This is a genomic window from Shewanella sp. YQ_9 (genome assembly GCF_043103185.1).
In the GTDB taxonomy this organism is placed as follows: Bacteria; Pseudomonadota; Gammaproteobacteria; order Enterobacterales; family Shewanellaceae; genus Shewanella; species Shewanella algae.
Window position 1 is genome coordinate 1 of the sequence record NZ_JBICJO010000045.1, and the last position, 16,675, is coordinate 16,675.

The following is a 16,675-nucleotide window of genomic DNA, read 5'->3' on the forward strand; positions in this document are numbered from 1 at the left end:
GCCAAAGCCGGGTTTGTTGTTTCAGTAACAGCTGTTAACCCTGCGCGAAGGGATCGTCAATCGACTTGGCCGGCTGGGTAAACCAGCGTGGCCCCTCTGCCGTCATATAGAAGTGATCTTCATGGCGAACGCCGAACTCGCCGGGCACACAAAGCATGGGCTCATTGGAAAAACACATACCAACGGCCAGTGGGGTATTGTCGCCATCAACCAGGTAGGGCCACTCATGAATATCCAAGCCTATGCCGTGGCCAGTTCTATGGGGCAGTCCCGGCAGTTGATATCCGGGCCCGAAACCGGCCCCTTCCAACACAGCTCTGGCCGCCTTGTCGACACCACTGCAGGGCGCACCTAAAGCCGCCGCTTCAAAACCGGCCCTCTGCGCTGCCTGTTCCAGCGCCCACAATTGCCGCTGCCGCTCGCTTGGCGTACCAAATACATAAGTGCGGGTAATATCCGAGTTGTAACCATGCAGCTGACAGCCAGTGTCTATCAACACAGTGTCACCCGGCTCCAGCGTCTTGGGCGACTTGACCCCATGGGGATAGGCACTGTCCTCACCAAAGAGCACTATGCAGAAATAGGAGCCACTGGCCCCCACGGCTCTATGGGCCTTGTCGATAAAATCTTCCACCTCGGCGGTACTGATCCCCGGGCGTAATATTCTGGCGGCGGCCTTGTGCACTTCGAGCGTCATATCCATCGCCCGCTGAATCAGCCTCAGCTCGGCGGCCGATTTATGCATTCGCAGTTGGGCACTAACCTTGGCGCCGTTGACAAAGGCAAGCTCGGGGCAAGCCTCACGCAGGCCATCAAACAAAAAGAAAGGGGCAGATTCATCTATAGCCAGAACGGCGCCCGGGCGCAGACAGCCCATGCGCTCAAGCACATTGCGGCACAGCTCATAGGGACTCTGGTGCTCATGCCAGGTGTTAACCCGTCCAGGCTGCAACATAAAGCCCTTGAGGGTGTCGAGCTCAAATGCCGGCGCCAGGTATTCCAGCTCACCACGACTGGGCAAAATCGCTCCTACCATACGCTCACTGGCATACCAACGCAGACCGGAGAAATAATAGAGATTGGTGCCGGCGTTGAGATAGAGGGCATCTATCCCCAACTCTTGCATCAGCGCCTGGGCATTTTGTTGCCTGGTTTTGAATTCGGCGGCTTCCACCGCTGTGACATCCCGGGTCATATCCACCAGCTTTGCCAACTCCTGCTCCGGGGTTGAGCCGCCAACGCCTGTGCTCATAGAATTCTCCTGCTTGATTACTTTTAGTCGTTATTTGCTTGGGTATTAATGTGCTCGAGAGTTTTAGCATATTGTATGCAAATTTTAAAGGCAGCAAACGAAATTGCCAATTTCCGGCGACCGCTGGTATGCTGCTTGCGCCAAACGCGGGAGTACAATATGCAGGATCTTGCCAACTATATTCTGGCCATAGAAGGACGGACAAGCAGCGCTGAACTGTTGGAGTCGGTGCAAATTCACACCACGGACGATGAAGGTTTATGGCAATATCACTTTGCCGATGGCGCCATTATAGAAAAACAGCAGGAGCTGGAACAGGAGCCAAACCAGTCCAATATCGGCGAGCTTTGTGAAGATAACTGGACCCGTTATCGGGTGCTGAAAGGAAACGATATCAGCCCAAAACAAAAAGCCTTCAGCAACCTGTGCCAAAGGGCCTTCTGGTTGAAGATGCGTCAGGCCTGCCAAGAACCGGCTTGAAGGGGGATGTCTCCCCCTTGAATCAGACTATCAGGCCTGTTGCATCAGCATTACTTGCAGGCCGCGGCAGACCAAGGTCTCCATATCGTCGACCCGACTTATCTGACACTGACTGACAGTGGCAGGAACCGCCAAGTCTTTAACACCGCTGACACAGCCCTTGTAGTAGTCGGCATTGGCCAACATGTTACCGGCGAGCCAGAGTTTTTGCGGGTTGAGCAGGTTAACCGCCCAGGCAATGCCCATCCCCAGATAGGCCCCGGCGCGGTAGAGTTCTACCGGGTTGCGCAAGCGTCGACGCCGCACCGACTCGCCACTGGCCAACTGTTCGAGGCTGAATTCCCCTGACTCCGTCATCACCCGGCAAGCCCCAAGCTCACCGGCCAGACCATTGGCACCACTGAACACCCGGCCGTTGAGCGCCAGTGACATGCCGATCCCTGTGCCACACATCACCAGCAGTTCGCACTGGTGTTTTACGCTGGCAATGGCGTGCAGACCGGCGTGGATATCATTACTGATGGCCACCAGTTCACCACGGCTGCTGAGTTTTTCCGGGTTGAGCCCCACCAGCGCCGGTAAGGCACGACAGGATATTAGTTGGTTGTCTCGCACCATGCCGGGGAAGGCCAGAGCCAGACGGTAGTTTGCAAGCCCATAATCAGATTCAAGTTCAGCCAATTGCCGATTGAGATCTGCTATGGTGAAACTCTCTCCGGTGGGGATTTTATATTGTTCTGTTGTTTCCCCTTGCCGCAGCTGAAACAGCGCGGTTTCAGTCCCCACTTCGATCGTTAATGTCGACATCAATAAACCCCTTTTTACCGTACCGCCAGAGGCGGTAGACGGCCTAAGATGTTAGCACAGTGCTGCCGGCACCGCACCTAATCATCAAGGTTCTGTTATTTGTAACGCTTTGCTTTTACTTAACTTCCACCATGCTATCAGGATAAGTTGGGTCGCAATGGCGGGAATACAGATCACCAGCAGCAGTTGCCAGCCGAGCTGATAAATGACCCAGCCGGCCCCCAGAGACGCCAATGCTTGAGAGCCAAATACCAGAGAATCGTTGAAAGACTGCACAGTGAATCTCTCTTCGGGGCGATAACAGCCAGGCAGCAGCGAAGTGCCGGCAACAAACAGGAAGTTCCAACCCACACCCAACATCACCAGCGCACTCCAATAGTTGAGCAGATCACGCCCCGCCAGCGCCAGAGCCAAGGTCAGGCAGTAAAGCGCCAGCCCGGCCAACATGATGCGGGTGTGACCCAAGCGGGCTATCAGGTAGCCACTTATCAGCGAGGGCAGATACATGGCAATCACATGACTCTGGATCACCCACTTGGTATCCTCCAGGCTGTGATGCTCTATGTGATGCATATGTACCGGGGTTGCCGTCATGATAAAACTCATCAAGGCGTAGCCTATAACTGCGGCGCCGCAGGCAACCCAGAGTCGGCTTTGACGCAAAATAATTGGCAATGGCCGAATGCCCATACGCTCAACCTTGGAGGCTTTGAGTACCGGGCCTTCATCTTGATAAAACAGCAGGCAGGCCAGCGCCAGCACACCGACCAGAGTCACCATCAAAAATGCACCTGTGTAGGTTACCGGCAAAATATCCTTGGCCAGCAAGGCAAGTTCTGGCCCGAGGAAGGCGGCGAGTAAACCACCAAGCAACACCCGGCTGGCTGCCTTGGCAGACAGAGTCGGCGCCACTGACTCCATGGCGGCAAAACGGTATTGCTGAATAATGGCGCCGCCGCATCCGAGCAGCAGACCACTGCCACAAAATCCCCAGAACTGGGCATACCAAACACTAAGCGCCGCCATAGCGCCGGCCACACTGGTCAGCAGGGCGCCACCGATAAATACCCGCCGCCGCCCCAAACGCTGCATCAAGATATTGATGGGCACAATCGCCACAGCGACTCCGACTACCATCATGGCGATAGGCAGTGTCGACAGCGAGGGAACCGGGCTCAGCTCTGCCCCTATGATGCCTCCGAGCAATACCATGATAGGTGTGGCACTCATGGCAAAGGCCTGCGCCAACATCAACACCCAAACATTTAGCGGCATAAAGGCATCCTTGAATAAAAGTCGAGACAGATAAAAACCTTGAACAGGTCAATAAACATACATAGAGTTAACCTAAGCCAATCAGTTTTAACATTTTCATTCAAGGAAGAACACTGTGGGAAAGCGAAACTGTATCAGAGTGCTACTGTTGACCTTGCTTCTGGGCATGGGAGCAGGCTGCAGCAACCAGCCATACTCTCCTTCTCAGGATCTCTATGACAACGTGGCCGACAATGTCGAGCAGCGCAATGAAAAGCTGGCGCGGGATCAACAACCAAGCGATGACAGAGTACGCAGTGAAGATGTCAGCAAGGGAGTGATGGCTACTCTGGTTAGCTCCTTTTTGGTCGGCATAGCGACTCTGTTTGGCAGCAATTAACTTGGCCCCCTTTACAGCAGTTAAAGTTTTTTCAACATGCCCACCCTTGCGAAGCGACTTCAGGGCTTGCCATAATCCGCTATCACTCATAAAGACAAGGTCGGCCAAGGGTACCCAAGCCGACCATCAGCGGAGCCCCTATGTTGCAATCACAATCGCCCAAGAGCCCCCATATCGCATCACGGCTTAATGCCGTGCGCAGCGAAATGGCCAAACACCAACTCGATGCCTTTATCCAGCCCCGTGCCGACGAGTATCTCGGCGAGTATGTGCCGGCGCACAACGAGCGTTTGCATTGGCTGACTGACTTTACCGGCTCGGCGGGGATGGCGATTGTGATGAAGGACAGCGCCGCCATTTTTACTGATGGCCGCTACACAGTGCAGGTGAGGCAACAGGTGGACTCGACCCTGTTCAGTTATGAGAGCCTGACAGATATGCCCCAGGCACAATGGTTGGCGGAAAAGCTGCCGGCCGGTTGCCGCATTGGCTACGATCCCAGGTTGCATACCCTGGCCTGGCAGCAAGATGCCGAAGCCACGCTGAGTAAGGCGGGTATGACATTGGTGGCGCTTGACAACAACCCGGTGGATTTGCACTGGCAAGACAGACCCGTGCCGGAAAACAAGCTCATTATCCTCTTCAATGCCGAGTCTGCCGGCAAGAGCAGCGAACAGAAGCGCAGTGAAATCGGCGCCCTGGTGAAAAAGGCCGGGGCCGATGTAGCGCTGATAGCGGCGCTGGACTCCTTCTGCTGGTTACTCAATATCCGCGGTCAGGACGTGCCCAGGTTGCCCGTGGCACTGGGCTGTGCCCTGCTGGAAGCCAATGGTGAGATGACACTGTTTACCGAGCTTGCCAAATTACCCCAGGGGATTGAAGCCCACGTAGGGGCCGGTGTCAGCTTCCGCGCCGAGTCGGAGCTCGCCGAAGCGTTGCAAGCGCTTGAAGGCAGAAAGCTTTTAGCCGATCCCAATAATGCCAACGCCTTCAGCCAATTACAGGCCAAAGCCGCCGGCGCCAAACTGATCGCCGGACTCGATCCTGTGACACTGCCCAAGGCCTGTAAAAACAGTGCCGAACTGCAGGGAATGCGCGCCAGCCATATCCGTGACGGCGTTGCCGTGAGCCGTTTCCTGGCTTGGTTGGATGCCGAAGTGGCCGCAGGCCGCCTCTACGATGAGGGCACACTGGCAGATAAGCTTGAGAGCTATCGCCTTGAGGATCCTCTCTACCGCGAGCCAAGCTTTGACACTATTTCCGCCACCGGCGGCAATGCGGCCATGTGCCACTATAACCATCTCAACGGCACTCCTGCCATGATGGAGATGAACAGCATCTATCTGGTGGACTCTGGCGCCCAGTATTTGGACGGCACCACGGACGTTACCCGCACCATAGCCATAGGTGAAGTCAGCGCCGAACAGAAAAAGATGGTGACCTTGGTGCTCAAGGGGCATATCGCCCTGGATCAGGCCCGCTTCCCGCGGGGCACTACGGGGCAACAACTGGATGCCTTCGCCCGTCAATACTTGTGGCAGCACGGTTTTGACTACGACCACGGCACGGGCCATGGTGTTGGCCACTTCCTCAGCGTTCATGAAGGCCCACAAAGAATAGGCAAGAACCTCAATGCCATTCCTTTGCTGCCCGGAATGGTGCTTTCCAACGAGCCCGGCTATTACCGTACAGATGCCTTCGGTATCCGTCTGGAAAACCTAGTGGAAGTACGCCCCTGTGAAGCGCTCAAAGGGGCCGAGCGGGAGATATTCGAGTTCGACGCTCTGACTCTGATCCCTATGGATAAACGCTTGATAGACAAGAGTCTGCTTACTGAAGCTGAGCTCAATTGGTTCAATGACTATCACAGCCGCGTTTATCAGACCCTGTCACCGCTGATGAGTGGCGAATCACTGGCCTGGCTCGAACAGGCCACCTCGCCGCTGTAACGCCCAAGGGCGCCGTCAATGCCCGGCGCCCTTTGTCAAACTCTCTGTGCTATTCGCGAGAAGATCCGCCCCTTGAATTGGGATATAATAGCCGCCATATAGCCGTTATTATTTTGCCATGAGAATCTCAATCCCATGATAAGTACCACCTTTGATCAGTATCTGGAGTTTCCAACCTCCTTCCCATTTAAAGTGGTTGGCGATGCCAGCGATACCCTGGCCGACCGCGTAGTCGAAGTCGTCCAGAAGCACGCCCCCGGCGATTACAGCCCCACCACCAAGGCCTCCAGCAAAGGTACCTATATCTCGGTGACTATAAATGTGAGAGTGACCAGCAAGGAACATATCGAAACCTTGTACACTGAACTTGCCGCTATTGAAGGCGTTCGCCGAGTACTCTGATACCTGGCACTCGGCAGAGAAAGTGTGATCTGGATTACATTTTACCTGCCGAAGCGTATAATACCTGCCGGTATCAAAGAGTGAGCACAGCTTGATACTGATTGGTATCATCTCAAACAGAGGGGGAGACGTTGCCCTTGCCAGACAATACATTGCATATCCGCCACTTGGGTAACATGGATTATGAGACTGTATGGCATGCCATGCAGCACTATACCGACACCCGTGACGAACACAGCCCAGATGAACTCTGGCTGGTGGAGCATCCACCGGTTTTCACCCAAGGCCAGGCCGGTAAGAGTGAGCATCTACTCAACACCGGCGATATCCCGGTGATCCAGGTGGATCGCGGTGGCCAGGTAACTTACCATGGCCCGGGGCAGTTGGTCGCCTACCCTCTTATCAACATCAAACGGCGCAAGCTTGGGGTAAGACAGCTGGTTACCGACATAGAACAAAGCCTGGTGGAGCTGCTCAAGCGCTTCGATATTCCAGCCTACGCCAAGGCCGATGCGCCGGGTGTCTATGTCGAGGAGCGTAAAATCGCCTCTTTGGGGCTGAGGATCCGTAAGGGATGCTCATTCCACGGCTTGGCGCTGAATGTCGACATGGATCTCGCCCCTTTTCGTCGTATCAACCCCTGTGGTTATGCCGGACTCGAAATGGCCCAGTGCAAAGCACTCGGTGGCCCCCAGAGTGTCGAGGAGGCAGGCCAACACCTGATTGAAACTTTTAGCCAACGTTTGGGCTATGAGCAAACAGTGCATCACCAAGGATTAGCAGAGTCATATGAATAGGCCAGAAAGATTACAGCCCGGTGTGAAATTGCGGGACGCCGAAAAGGTCGCCCGAATCCCGGTCAAAGTTGTGCCATCAGAGCGCGACACCATGCTGCGCAAGCCCGATTGGTTGCGGGTTAAGCTGCCATCTTCCAATCAGCGGATCCTGGATATCAAACAGGCACTGCGTAAAAATGGTTTGCACTCAGTGTGTGAAGAAGCCTCCTGCCCGAACCTGGCCGAGTGCTTCAACCATGGTACTGCCACCTTTATGATCCTCGGCGCCATTTGTACCCGGCGTTGTCCCTTCTGTGACGTAGCCCATGGCCGTCCACTCAAGCCTGACGCCGAAGAGCCACTCAAGCTGGCACAGACCATCAGGGATATGAAGCTCAAGTATGTGGTGATCACCTCTGTGGATCGTGACGATCTGCGTGACGGCGGCGCCCAGCACTTCGCCGACTGTATCCGTGAGATCCGCAAACTCAACCCTGAGATCAAGATAGAGATATTGGTGCCTGACTTCCGCGGCCGTATCGATCAGGCACTGGATATTCTGGCGACCGAGCCACCGGATGTATTCAACCACAACCTGGAAACGGCTCCGGCTCACTATCGTAAGGCCCGTCCCGGTGCCAACTATCAGTGGTCATTGGATCTGCTCAAACGCTTTAAAGAACGCCATCCGGATATCCCGACCAAGTCGGGGATCATGCTCGGACTGGGTGAAAGCAATGAAGAGATTGAACAGGTGCTCAGAGATCTGCGCGCTCACAATGTCAACATGCTGACTCTGGGCCAGTATCTGCAGCCATCCAAGTTCCACTTGCCGGTGGAGCGTTACGTGACTCCCAAGGAGTTTGACGACTTCCACAACCTGGCAACCGAACTTGGCTTTACCCACGCCGCCTGTGGCCCGCTGGTTCGCTCAAGCTACCATGCCGACCTTCAGGCCCAGGGGAAAGAGGTCAAATAGACCAAGCCCAAGCACCTAAAGAAACAGCGCCCAAAGGCGCTGTTTTTCTATTCATAGGTACAATGATGGGCCTAAAGATTAGCGGCAAAGGCTCTGACATAGCAGCCTCTGTCCATATTAGCCGGGATGAGCGAAGAAGAACCAAGAGACTAAGAGGAGTGAAGAGACAACTCCATCAACAGAGCATCTTCCCGGCCCTCTTTGGCCTGATAGTAATCGGCCCTGGAGCCGGTCTCAATAAAGCCCAGGCGCCGATACAAGGCGATAGCGCCGGCATTACCCACCCTGACTTCCAGCAATAATCTCTCCACACCAGTCTCTTTAAGCAGCTCGATTGCCGCCTGTAATAATTGCCGCCCCAACCCCTGACCTTGTGCGGCAGGAGCGATACAGATATTCATCAGGGTCGCTTCCTCGAACAAGACCTGCAGCAAGCAAAAGCCTTGAAGCTCCGGTCCTAGATATAACCCCAAAGCCCGGTAAAAACGGCCAAAGCAACTGCCCAGAGTCGCCTCACTCCAGGGAAACTCATGGGCCAGTTGTTCAATTTTCATCATCTCGTCGAGGTCATCGGCCTCCAAGGCTCTAATTGCGATAACCTCAGTCACTTCGCCTCCAACCTGTGCCAAATCTGTTGCCATAGGGCGCGCTTGCCCTCACTGCCTGACATCAATTGCGCCGGCTGCGATGAATGCAGCCAGGCCCCTTCAACAGGCTCAGGGAACATATTCCATATCACCTCTTGCCCAGCCACAGGCCGATTACCGACGCTGCACTGCCCGGCCTCCAGTCCCAATAACGCCAACACCTTGAGCACCAGAGGATGTTGCAATACGCTCTCATCAGCATCAGGCACCAACAGCATGAAAGGCACCTGGGAGGGAGAGTCTTGTCTACTGCGCCACAGCTCTATTCCCATGGCGTGCAGATATTTATTCATGGTGATTGCGCTCCGCTTTAACGCAGTTTGAAAATGTCGCCCAAAACCCATAGCCGAGGGACGAACAAGAAGGGCAAAAAATGACTGAAAGAAACCCGCAACAGAGCTTCCAAGTTAAGCGCTTTAGAATACCAGCTTGCTCAGCAACTGTCTGTGACCTGAGAGCAAATCCCCCGGCAATCCACTTAAACAAAATCGATTGCAGAAATCTACTTTATCCACTTTAACTAATTAGCTTCCGGAGTAGTATAGAAAACAGATCATTTATGGAGGTTATATTATGAATATCAATATCGGGATCAACCAAGCCGATCGCCTGGAAATAGCCAACGGTTTGAATCGCTTACTTGCTGACACCTACAGCCTTTATCTTAAGACTCACAGCTTCCACTGGAACGTGACAGGCCCCATGTTCACCAGCCTACACCAACTGTTTGAAGAGCAGTACACCGAATTGGCTGCCGCGGTGGATGTCATAGCAGAGCGGGTAAGAGCCCTGGGTGAAAGAGCCTTGGGATCCTACAGCGCCTACGCCGCTCAGACCGAAATCAAAGAAGACTCAGGCATCACAGATGCCAAACAGATGCTTGAGGAACTGCTGGAAGGCCAGGAGATCATTATTCGCAACGCCCGGGCACTCTACCCTCTGGTGAACCAGGCCAATGACGAAGCAACGGCAGATCTGCTGACCCAGCGTATTCAGCTGCATGAAAAGACCGCCTGGATGCTTCGCAGCTTGTTAGTGCAGTAATTACTGCACTAACACCCAAGCCGACGGCAAAGGCCAATGAGCGACATAACGCCGTCCGTGCCAGTCTTCGAGAGTTAGCCATAACTTATCGGCCGCGCCGAACGCGGCCGGAGCTATGGCGTGTACATGTTGACCGTGGCGACTTCCGTGCAAGATGCCACTCTCACCTTGCTGCAACACCTCCAGCGCCAGTGGCTCAGGACCAATATTCAGGTATCCCTGGCGAATATCACTCACTTCTCCTGCAATAAACCTCAGGGCAAAGTCCTTCACATATTCACCATGGTGCAGATAGGCCGGCGCCATATCGGCCGGAGTGGCCTCTACCTCAAACGGTCCGGCACTTACTGATGACCAGCTCACTGGTAATTCTGGCGTCAAGGAGCGATAGAGAAACCAGATGGGCAGCAATAACAACACTCCGTTGAGCTTGAATTTATTGCGCTGCCAAAAAGAAAGCCGTTTCTTCATCAATAACTCTCCTGTTGCTCTGCCACTAGTGGCACATCTTGCTGACGCCTGCTCGCCTTGAATATGCGACTGCTCCAGATCATAAATCCGGTGATAGACATACCACTGAGCAATAAGCCAAACAGGAACCAGATTATCTTGGTCCAAACGCCAGCCAAAGTGCCGTAATGCAAGGGATTGGCAATATGCATCATAGTTTGCAATGTGGTCATGGTTTGTGGTGACTTGCTACTGACGATTGCGCCGCTCCAGGGATCCAGTTCCAGTCCGTAGGCATACTGGTCATAAAACAGGAAATCGCCACTGCCCTGCAAACGATAGAGGTCCCGGTTGTGCTCCGGCAAACTGATATAACTGGGATGAAAGTCGGGAAACTGCTCTTTGGCCTGTAACAGAGCCTGTTTAAGACTCAAAGAGGGCTGAGGTCTGGCTTCGCCCATTGGCACATCGGCGATATCAACCAGAGGCGTGTGGGGCTCGATATCGACATCGGCATGCCACATTATTCCTTGTGCCAGATACCAAAGACCGGTAAGACTCATCAGGACAATAAACCAGATAGACCAGACACCCAGCAGGCGATGCAAATCTGTCACCAGGGTTCTCTTACCTTGGTTGAATCTTAATTTGGGGCTGAAGAAACTACGCCAGAAACGCTTGTATATAACCATCCCGGATATCACAGACCCCAACATCAACAGTGATAAACCACTGACCAGGTAATACCCGACACTAAAACCATTTTGCCAGGGAAACAGCAACCAACCATGCAATGAGCGCATGAATCCTATGAAGGTAATACCACTGTTCACCTCCTGGATCTCTCCGCTGTACTGGTTCACATAAGCGATAGCAAAGGGCTTGTCGACATCGGAGAACACCACGGCATTCACCAGATAAGGCTCAAACAGCATCACATTGCTGACATCGGCATCAGGGTAAGCACGCTGCACATTCTCCACCAACTCGGCAACGCTCTTTTCCGGTAAAGCATCCGGATTCAATGCCCTGGCCGCGGGATTCGTCAGCCAGGTAATCTCATGGCTCAAAACAGCCACTGTCCCGGTCAAACATACGAAGCAGAACAGCAACCAGATAGGCAATGAACACCATCCGTGAAACAGGAACCACATGCGATTACTTATCTTCGGCATAGTTTCTCTATGGCTAAAAAAATAAAGCTGAATTGTAAATACAATAGAAATCATTATCAATATCGCAATAATAACTACAGAAAAACCAAGTTCAGCTAACACAAGCCATCATATTGAGAGGGGAAATATGCACAGAGTCGTCACTGCCAGCCTGTTGGCGGGCATCAGTCTGGTACCGCAGGCATACGCAAAGGACCAGGAAACCACAACAGACTCAAGCGATATTGAAGTAATACAGATCAAGGGCAGTCGCCTGGACAAGGCTGCCACGGCAACTGGACTGCCACTGACACTCAGGGAAACGCCGCAATCTGTGTCCATCATAGATCAGGAGTTTATTCAGAGTTTCTCTTTGAATAATATTGCCGAGGTCATGACCCTTAGCCCAGGGATCTATGCCCAGCAGGCTGAAACCAATCGTTACTTTTTCAATGCCAGAGGCAATCCTATCACCAACTTCCAGTTTGATGGGGTGCCGGTCAACTACAGCAGCTTCTTCAACGATGCGGTTACAGATACCATCATCTTTGACCGAGTGGAGATAGTCCGTGGTGCCACAGGGCTCCTGACAGGTGCAGGTGAACCCTCGGCCGCCATCAACCTGATCCGCAAACGCCCCAAGGCCTATCCATCAGGTTATCTGAGTGCCAAGCTAGGCTCCTGGAATAGTTATCGAGTCGAGGGTGACGGCTCATTTGATCTGGACCAGGATGGTAAGTACCAGGCGCGGGTTGCTGCAGCCTACGAGGATAAAGAAAGCTACGTTAATCTCTCGGAAGAGCAAAATCTACAACTCTATGCTGTGTTCAGCGCCGCTCTCAGTGACCAAACCAAACTGTTGATCGGAGCCGATCATAGTAAACGCGATCCCAAAGGCTCAACTTGGGGTGGGTTACCACTGTTTTATGCCGATGGGAGCCTGGCGGATGATCTGTCCACCTCCAGTACCACTGCCGCATCCTGGTCCCGTTGGGAACGGGAAGGCACCAATGTTTTCGCTTCAGTTGAGCACAGCTTCGATAGCGACTGGGATCTGAGAATCGACTTGGAGCACAGAGAAGATGAAATGGATGGCCATCTGCTGTACTTGTCCGGTTATCCCGATAAAACAACCGGCCTGGGAATGGGGGCTCTTCCCATGATTTACCAATCCTGGCGGGATCAAGATGCAGCCAGGCTGTTTGTTTCGGGTCCCTTCGAACTCTTTGGTCGTAGCCACAGGTTGACTGCAGGTCTGCTCTATTCCAAACAGGAAGTGGACGCCGATTCATATTACAGCAGCGACACTCTGCAAGTGGGTAATTTCTTTGAGTGGGATGGCAGCATCAATGAACCCACCTACACACAAACTCCCCAGCGCAGCGAATCGACCGAAACCCAGCAGGGTGCCTATCTGGCCAGCCAATTATCTCTGCATGACGATGTCACTCTTATCTTGGGTGCCAGGTTGAGTAAATATGAAATGGAGGTAAACCAGGACAACAAGGATTATAAACATGATGATGTTTTCACGCCTTACGCCGGACTGGTATACAAGCTCAACGATACCCTGTCGCTTTACGCCAGCTATACCGAAATCTTTCAACCCCAGAATGCCAAAGACGTTAATAACCAGTACCTGGATCCCGTCACAGGCAATAACATAGAGTTGGGGGCCAAGGGGGACTTCTTCAACGAAGCGCTGACGGCAAGCCTGGCGGTATTCAAGGTGCAAAAAGATAATGTCGCCGAAGCCGATCCCGGGCAACCACCGCTACCGGATGGCAGCTTCCCTCAACGAGCGGTGAAAGGCACCAACAATAAAGGTTTTGAATTGGAGCTTAGCGGCCACCCCAGCGACGACTTGGACGTGTTCTTCAGCTATACCTATAGCGAATCAGAAAAGGCCGATGGCAGCCCCTTCGGGACTCATTTGCCCAAGCATCTGCTGCGTATTTCCAGCCTGTATCACTTCGACGGGGCGCTGAGCGATCTGACTCTGGGAGGCAACATCAGCTGGCAAAGTAAAACCTACAAAGACCAGGTAGGCCCTAACAAAGCTTCTTCTAGGCAGGATAGCTATTTCCTGGCTAATCTGATGGCCAGCTATCAAATACAGGACAATCTAGTTGCCAGGTTAAATGTCCGGAACCTGTTCGACAAGAAGTATTATTCCAGCATCGACTTTTACAACCAGGGTTTCTTTGGTGAACCGAGAAGCCTGGAGCTGAGTATCAACTACACTTGGTAATCCCTGCTTGCTCATGGTTCAGTAAGCAAAGTGGTAGCTCAAACAGCAGCCTGTAGGGCTGCTGTTTTTATATCGAGAACAGAGAAACTTTGAATGCAGCCATAAAGGAAAACGGCCCGCATATTGCTATGCAGGCCGTCTGGAATGTGGCAGGGGTGGCAGGACTCGAACCCGCAACCGTCGGTTTTGGAGACCGCTGTTCTACCAATTGGAACTACACCCCTGTGGAACGAGGGGCATTATGCAAAAAGCCTTCCTAAAGGTAAAGGACTTTTTGGCACAAACACCTCTGATTGCAGCTTTTTCAGGCAAAGCCAAGCCGTGGTGGGCATCCAGGGTTTTCTCTAGACAAAACCAAGCAGCCGTAAACAGCGAACCAGCCCAGAACATAAGCCAAAGACTCAGGAATATTCGGGCTCAGGTAACAACTGCCGCCAATCAAAAGTCCGTTGCTTATCATGCCCTTTTTGCTGCAGCTTAACATCTTGTCTGAAATCTGGAGCGTGAAAGGTTTTCGGATCAGCCTCAGCTATTACATGAAACCTGTCATTCCAGTCGATGCAATATACATGCTTACCATCCTTGGCAAAGTAGTGATTGAAAACTACCAAACTTGCACCATCCAATTGTTTGTTTTGCAAAAGATTACGATAAATCACCCTGCCATTATTCAGGGCAAGACACTCAGCGGAGATAAAGCGGCAATTGCTTTGGTAAACCGATTGAGACTTGGCGTTTTTCAACTCGCGGTCATGACGATAAAGCTGTCCTGCAATACTGAAATAATGGTGTCCGAGGTATTCAAAGTTCTCCAGCATCACACGACTCAATTTCTTGCCCCGATAATAGAGCGACAGGCCATCACTCAATAGGTATTCAGAGTAAAGCTGTACAACATCTGGCTGAACACCTTTCAATATCTTGCCACGACAGATGACTTTGCTCCCATCAGTGAAATACTCACCACCAATACAAGTAAACGTCGCGGCATTGACCTTACTGAGCTTTAACGCACAAAAATGGTACCTGTCTTCAAGGTCTCGCCAGTAGAGTTGGCAGTCATACAGATAATAGCCCTGCTGTAAATATTGGAACTTGCCCGGTGCCAGTTCAGTCAAGCATTGATACTTGTCCTTATCCTGCAGTCGTCCTGCATGGCTTCCTTGCAGACTTTCTCCCGCCAAGGCAAAAGGCGGTAGCGTGAAATAAACCGCCTGCTCAGTAACGGCAAAACCATCACCCAAAAACTGCCAGTTGGGTTCCGTTTCGTCGGTACTGCTTTTGCTGTTTAACAGCCAGGAGTATGTCTGTTCACTTCCCGGATAGAGACTGAGGAAAAGTTGAAGATCTTTTATCTCCGCACTATTCAAGTCGGCCTTCCCCAGATTGTAGCCCCTGTATTTGTCGATGGCATCGAAGCCTAATCCCGTGCGTTCGTTGAAGTTAAAGCTCAGAAAACTATCAGGGTCAGCGCCTTCAATGGCCTTGCCACGAAAATACACCTGACTCGCATCTCGGGCATAATCGCACTCCAGGCCGATGAAACTGGCAGCGCAGCTATTGTTTATTCTGGTCGAATTTATGTAGGCATGTTTACTATCGACAGCATAGTATCCCTTTCCCGGAGGTATCCTGAGTTCCCCCTCAATACGCCTACGAGCGCCAAACATCCCGGAGTAAAGATAGCGCTCATCAAATGCATACCATTCATTCAATATTCTCAAGTGACCGTGGACCAGAGGAAAGACACCCCAGCGACCGCTGCGCTCAGGACGTATATAGAGATGAGTCTTATCGCCGTAGAAGTGGCCGCCAAGATGGGCAAAAGCCTTAGTATCTATGCCATAGATAGTGGCTCCTTCCTTATCTTTAATCGGCAACAGACAACCCTTATCATCCGCTAAGAAAAAGATGTTATCTTCCCCCCGGTATAGATTAGCCTCAGTGCCATCGACTCTCAGCAAGCGTTCAACCGTGAGTTTCTTTTGGGAATTGGTCTGCTTCATGCCTGACTCCTTTTTCTGGCAATCCCAAGATCATAAACAACCCCAAAAGAAGCACAAGCTGTGATCGATTCATTTCCTAGGAGTCCGGTAACTGTCATCCAAGCGGCATCAAATAGTAATTGAGGGAATAATGGAAAGGTGAACGATGATAGGTTAGCAAGATAGGTGAGTCATCACCATACAGCGCCAGACATCTAGAGCTGGATTAATGCAAAATTCACAGGTTCCAAACGCAAAAAAGCCACCTTGTTCAGGTGGCTTCTTTACTTAAGCCTCGAGTACCTTTATTGAGGATACCGGTTGGGTGAAGTCTTTGTGCTCCAGAGACTGGATAAATCTGCCCAGACAATCGGGTCAATCTATTCTCAATATCTCCACAGCACCATCTCACATGGGGGCGAAAGACATCTGCTCATCAAGCACAGCTTGATAGATGGCTGTAGCGCGAAGCAGCTTGGCTGCGAGCTGAGGGGCACACACTGCGCCAGCAGCTTTGGGCTGCATGTTAAGTCGTGCTCGCTGGAAACGAGACAAACAAAAAAGCCCTAGCATTTAGCTAGGGCTTTTTTGTTACTGTTTTGTCTCCACTTTTTAAGAAAGTGAAGATAAAATTGGGCGTCTGGCGATGGCCAGCTTCGAGCAAGCTCTCCGCGTTCGTCTGTCGCATCAAACTGAGTTTGATAAACGCGATAACCTCACCCTACTCCACATGGAATTGTGCCTCACTGCGTTCGGACTCTTTATCTTCCCCATGTGAGAGTGGACATTTCAAAATGCAATTAAAACGAAAAATCCCCAACACAAAGTGCTGGGGATCCATCGTT

General features: G+C 52.2%; 16 protein-coding genes and 1 tRNA gene. 8 read left to right on the forward strand and 9 right to left on the reverse strand.

Annotated features, from left to right (window positions below; translation table 11 throughout):
• Positions 1–34 precede the first annotated feature (34 nt).
• Complete coding sequence (locus ACF8D4_RS14145) at positions 35–1,252, reverse strand: Xaa-Pro peptidase family protein (RefSeq protein ID WP_096141596.1); 1,218 nt, start codon at positions 1,250–1,252, stop codon at positions 35–37.
• A 159-nt stretch (positions 1,253–1,411) separates the two neighbouring features.
• On the opposite strand from ACF8D4_RS14145, the gene ACF8D4_RS14150 reads away from it, so the two are divergent.
• A complete protein-coding gene (locus ACF8D4_RS14150; protein ID WP_096141597.1) occupies positions 1,412–1,732 on the forward strand; it encodes a hypothetical protein in 321 nt (106 codons plus the stop codon).
• 30 nt (positions 1,733–1,762) lie between these two features.
• Here the strand turns inward: ACF8D4_RS14150 and ACF8D4_RS14155 are convergent, their stop codons facing one another.
• Together ACF8D4_RS14155 and ACF8D4_RS14160 are read right to left on the reverse strand one after the other, a co-directional pair.
• The gene (locus ACF8D4_RS14155) at positions 1,763–2,539 is read right to left on the reverse strand and encodes an ROK family protein (protein WP_025009865.1); all 777 of its coding nucleotides are present in this window, start codon (positions 2,537–2,539) and stop codon (positions 1,763–1,765) included.
• 84 nt (positions 2,540–2,623) lie between these two features.
• Entirely contained in the window at positions 2,624–3,814 is a 1,191-nt protein-coding gene (locus ACF8D4_RS14160) for an MFS transporter (protein WP_144218683.1), read from the reverse strand.
• Between the two features lie 115 nt (positions 3,815–3,929).
• Here ACF8D4_RS14160 and ACF8D4_RS14165 point away from each other — a divergent pair, with 115 nt between their 5' ends.
• The 5 genes from ACF8D4_RS14165 (at position 3,930) to lipA (ending at position 8,299) form a co-directional block, all read left to right on the forward strand.
• On the forward strand, positions 3,930–4,193 hold the full coding sequence (locus tag ACF8D4_RS14165) for a hypothetical protein (protein ID WP_071238103.1): 264 nt from the start codon (positions 3,930–3,932) through the stop codon (positions 4,191–4,193).
• A gap of 140 nt (positions 4,194–4,333) precedes the next feature.
• Positions 4,334–6,142 carry an aminopeptidase P family protein gene (locus ACF8D4_RS14170; protein WP_392465037.1) on the forward strand — a complete coding sequence of 603 codons (1,809 nt, stop codon included), beginning with the start codon at positions 4,334–4,336 and terminating at the stop codon, positions 6,140–6,142.
• Between the two features lie 135 nt (positions 6,143–6,277).
• Positions 6,278–6,544 (forward strand): DUF493 family protein YbeD, encoded by a 267-nt coding sequence (ybeD, locus tag ACF8D4_RS14175; RefSeq protein WP_028781166.1) that lies wholly within the window; start codon positions 6,278–6,280, stop codon positions 6,542–6,544.
• A gap of 137 nt (positions 6,545–6,681) precedes the next feature.
• Positions 6,682–7,341, forward strand: a complete 660-nt coding sequence (gene lipB, locus ACF8D4_RS14180) for a lipoyl(octanoyl) transferase LipB (RefSeq protein ID WP_025009862.1) — start codon at positions 6,682–6,684, stop codon at positions 7,339–7,341.
• Entirely contained in the window at positions 7,334–8,299 is a 966-nt protein-coding gene (gene lipA, locus ACF8D4_RS14185) for a lipoyl synthase (protein WP_028781164.1), read from the forward strand. The genes lipB and lipA overlap by 8 nt, the downstream gene beginning before the upstream one ends.
• 149 nt (positions 8,300–8,448) lie before the next feature.
• Here the strand turns inward: lipA and rimI are convergent, their stop codons facing one another.
• Both rimI and ACF8D4_RS14195 read right to left on the reverse strand, forming a co-directional pair.
• Positions 8,449–8,907 (reverse strand): ribosomal protein S18-alanine N-acetyltransferase, encoded by a 459-nt coding sequence (rimI, locus tag ACF8D4_RS14190; protein WP_338326891.1) that lies wholly within the window; start codon positions 8,905–8,907, stop codon positions 8,449–8,451.
• On the reverse strand, positions 8,904–9,239 hold the full coding sequence (locus ACF8D4_RS14195; protein ID WP_139190768.1) for a DNA polymerase III subunit psi: 336 nt from the start codon (positions 9,237–9,239) through the stop codon (positions 8,904–8,906). Before ACF8D4_RS14195 ends, rimI begins: the two co-directional genes overlap by 4 nt.
• A 280-nt stretch (positions 9,240–9,519) precedes the next feature.
• Here ACF8D4_RS14195 and dpsA point away from each other — a divergent pair, with 280 nt between their 5' ends.
• On the forward strand, positions 9,520–9,990 hold the full coding sequence (gene dpsA / locus ACF8D4_RS14200; RefSeq protein ID WP_025009858.1) for a DNA starvation/stationary phase protection protein DpsA: 471 nt from the start codon (positions 9,520–9,522) through the stop codon (positions 9,988–9,990).
• On the opposite strand, the gene ACF8D4_RS14205 is transcribed toward dpsA, so the two are convergent.
• Positions 9,991–10,461 carry a hypothetical protein gene (locus tag ACF8D4_RS14205; RefSeq protein ID WP_037436671.1) on the reverse strand — a complete coding sequence of 157 codons (471 nt, stop codon included), beginning with the start codon at positions 10,459–10,461 and terminating at the stop codon, positions 9,991–9,993.
• The gene (locus ACF8D4_RS14210) at positions 10,461–11,615 is read right to left on the reverse strand and encodes a PepSY-associated TM helix domain-containing protein (RefSeq protein ID WP_392465041.1); all 1,155 of its coding nucleotides are present in this window, start codon (positions 11,613–11,615) and stop codon (positions 10,461–10,463) included. Before ACF8D4_RS14210 ends, ACF8D4_RS14205 begins: the two co-directional genes overlap by 1 nt.
• A gap of 127 nt (positions 11,616–11,742) precedes the next feature.
• Between ACF8D4_RS14210 and ACF8D4_RS14215 the strand changes: the two genes are divergently transcribed.
• The gene (locus ACF8D4_RS14215; protein WP_392465043.1) at positions 11,743–13,845 is read left to right on the forward strand and encodes a TonB-dependent siderophore receptor; all 2,103 of its coding nucleotides are present in this window, start codon (positions 11,743–11,745) and stop codon (positions 13,843–13,845) included.
• A 147-nt stretch (positions 13,846–13,992) separates the two neighbouring features.
• Here the strand turns inward: ACF8D4_RS14215 and ACF8D4_RS14220 are convergent.
• Both ACF8D4_RS14220 and ACF8D4_RS14225 read right to left on the reverse strand, forming a co-directional pair.
• A tRNA-Trp gene (locus tag ACF8D4_RS14220) sits at positions 13,993–14,069 on the reverse strand.
• A 177-nt stretch (positions 14,070–14,246) separates the two neighbouring features.
• On the reverse strand, positions 14,247–15,851 hold the full coding sequence (locus tag ACF8D4_RS14225; protein ID WP_392465045.1) for a DKNYY domain-containing protein: 1,605 nt from the start codon (positions 15,849–15,851) through the stop codon (positions 14,247–14,249).
• Positions 15,852–16,675: the final 824 nt, after the last annotated feature.

Bases quoted from the DNA above. Each gene is read 5' to 3' on its own strand.
- ACF8D4_RS14145 (WP_096141596.1), bottom strand. From the start codon at position 1,252: ATGAGCACAGGCGTTGGCGGCTCAACCCCGGAGCAGGAGTTGGCAAAG.
- ACF8D4_RS14150 (WP_096141597.1), top strand. From the start codon at position 1,412: ATGCAGGATCTTGCCAACTATATTCTGGCCATAGAAGGACGGACAAGC.
- ACF8D4_RS14155 (WP_025009865.1), bottom strand. From the start codon at position 2,539: ATGTCGACATTAACGATCGAAGTGGGGACTGAAACCGCGCTGTTTCAG.
- ACF8D4_RS14160 (WP_144218683.1), bottom strand. From the start codon at position 3,814: ATGCCGCTAAATGTTTGGGTGTTGATGTTGGCGCAGGCCTTTGCCATG.
- ACF8D4_RS14170 (WP_392465037.1), top strand. From the start codon at position 4,334: ATGTTGCAATCACAATCGCCCAAGAGCCCCCATATCGCATCACGGCTT.
- ybeD (WP_028781166.1), top strand. From the start codon at position 6,278: ATGATAAGTACCACCTTTGATCAGTATCTGGAGTTTCCAACCTCCTTC.
- lipA (WP_028781164.1), top strand. From the start codon at position 7,334: ATGAATAGGCCAGAAAGATTACAGCCCGGTGTGAAATTGCGGGACGCC.
- ACF8D4_RS14195 (WP_139190768.1), bottom strand. From the start codon at position 9,239: ATGAATAAATATCTGCACGCCATGGGAATAGAGCTGTGGCGCAGTAGA.
- dpsA (WP_025009858.1), top strand. From the start codon at position 9,520: ATGAATATCAATATCGGGATCAACCAAGCCGATCGCCTGGAAATAGCC.
- ACF8D4_RS14205 (WP_037436671.1), bottom strand. From the start codon at position 10,461: ATGAAGAAACGGCTTTCTTTTTGGCAGCGCAATAAATTCAAGCTCAAC.
- ACF8D4_RS14210 (WP_392465041.1), bottom strand. From the start codon at position 11,615: ATGCCGAAGATAAGTAATCGCATGTGGTTCCTGTTTCACGGATGGTGT.
- ACF8D4_RS14215 (WP_392465043.1), top strand. From the start codon at position 11,743: ATGCACAGAGTCGTCACTGCCAGCCTGTTGGCGGGCATCAGTCTGGTA.
- ACF8D4_RS14225 (WP_392465045.1), bottom strand. From the start codon at position 15,851: ATGAAGCAGACCAATTCCCAAAAGAAACTCACGGTTGAACGCTTGCTG.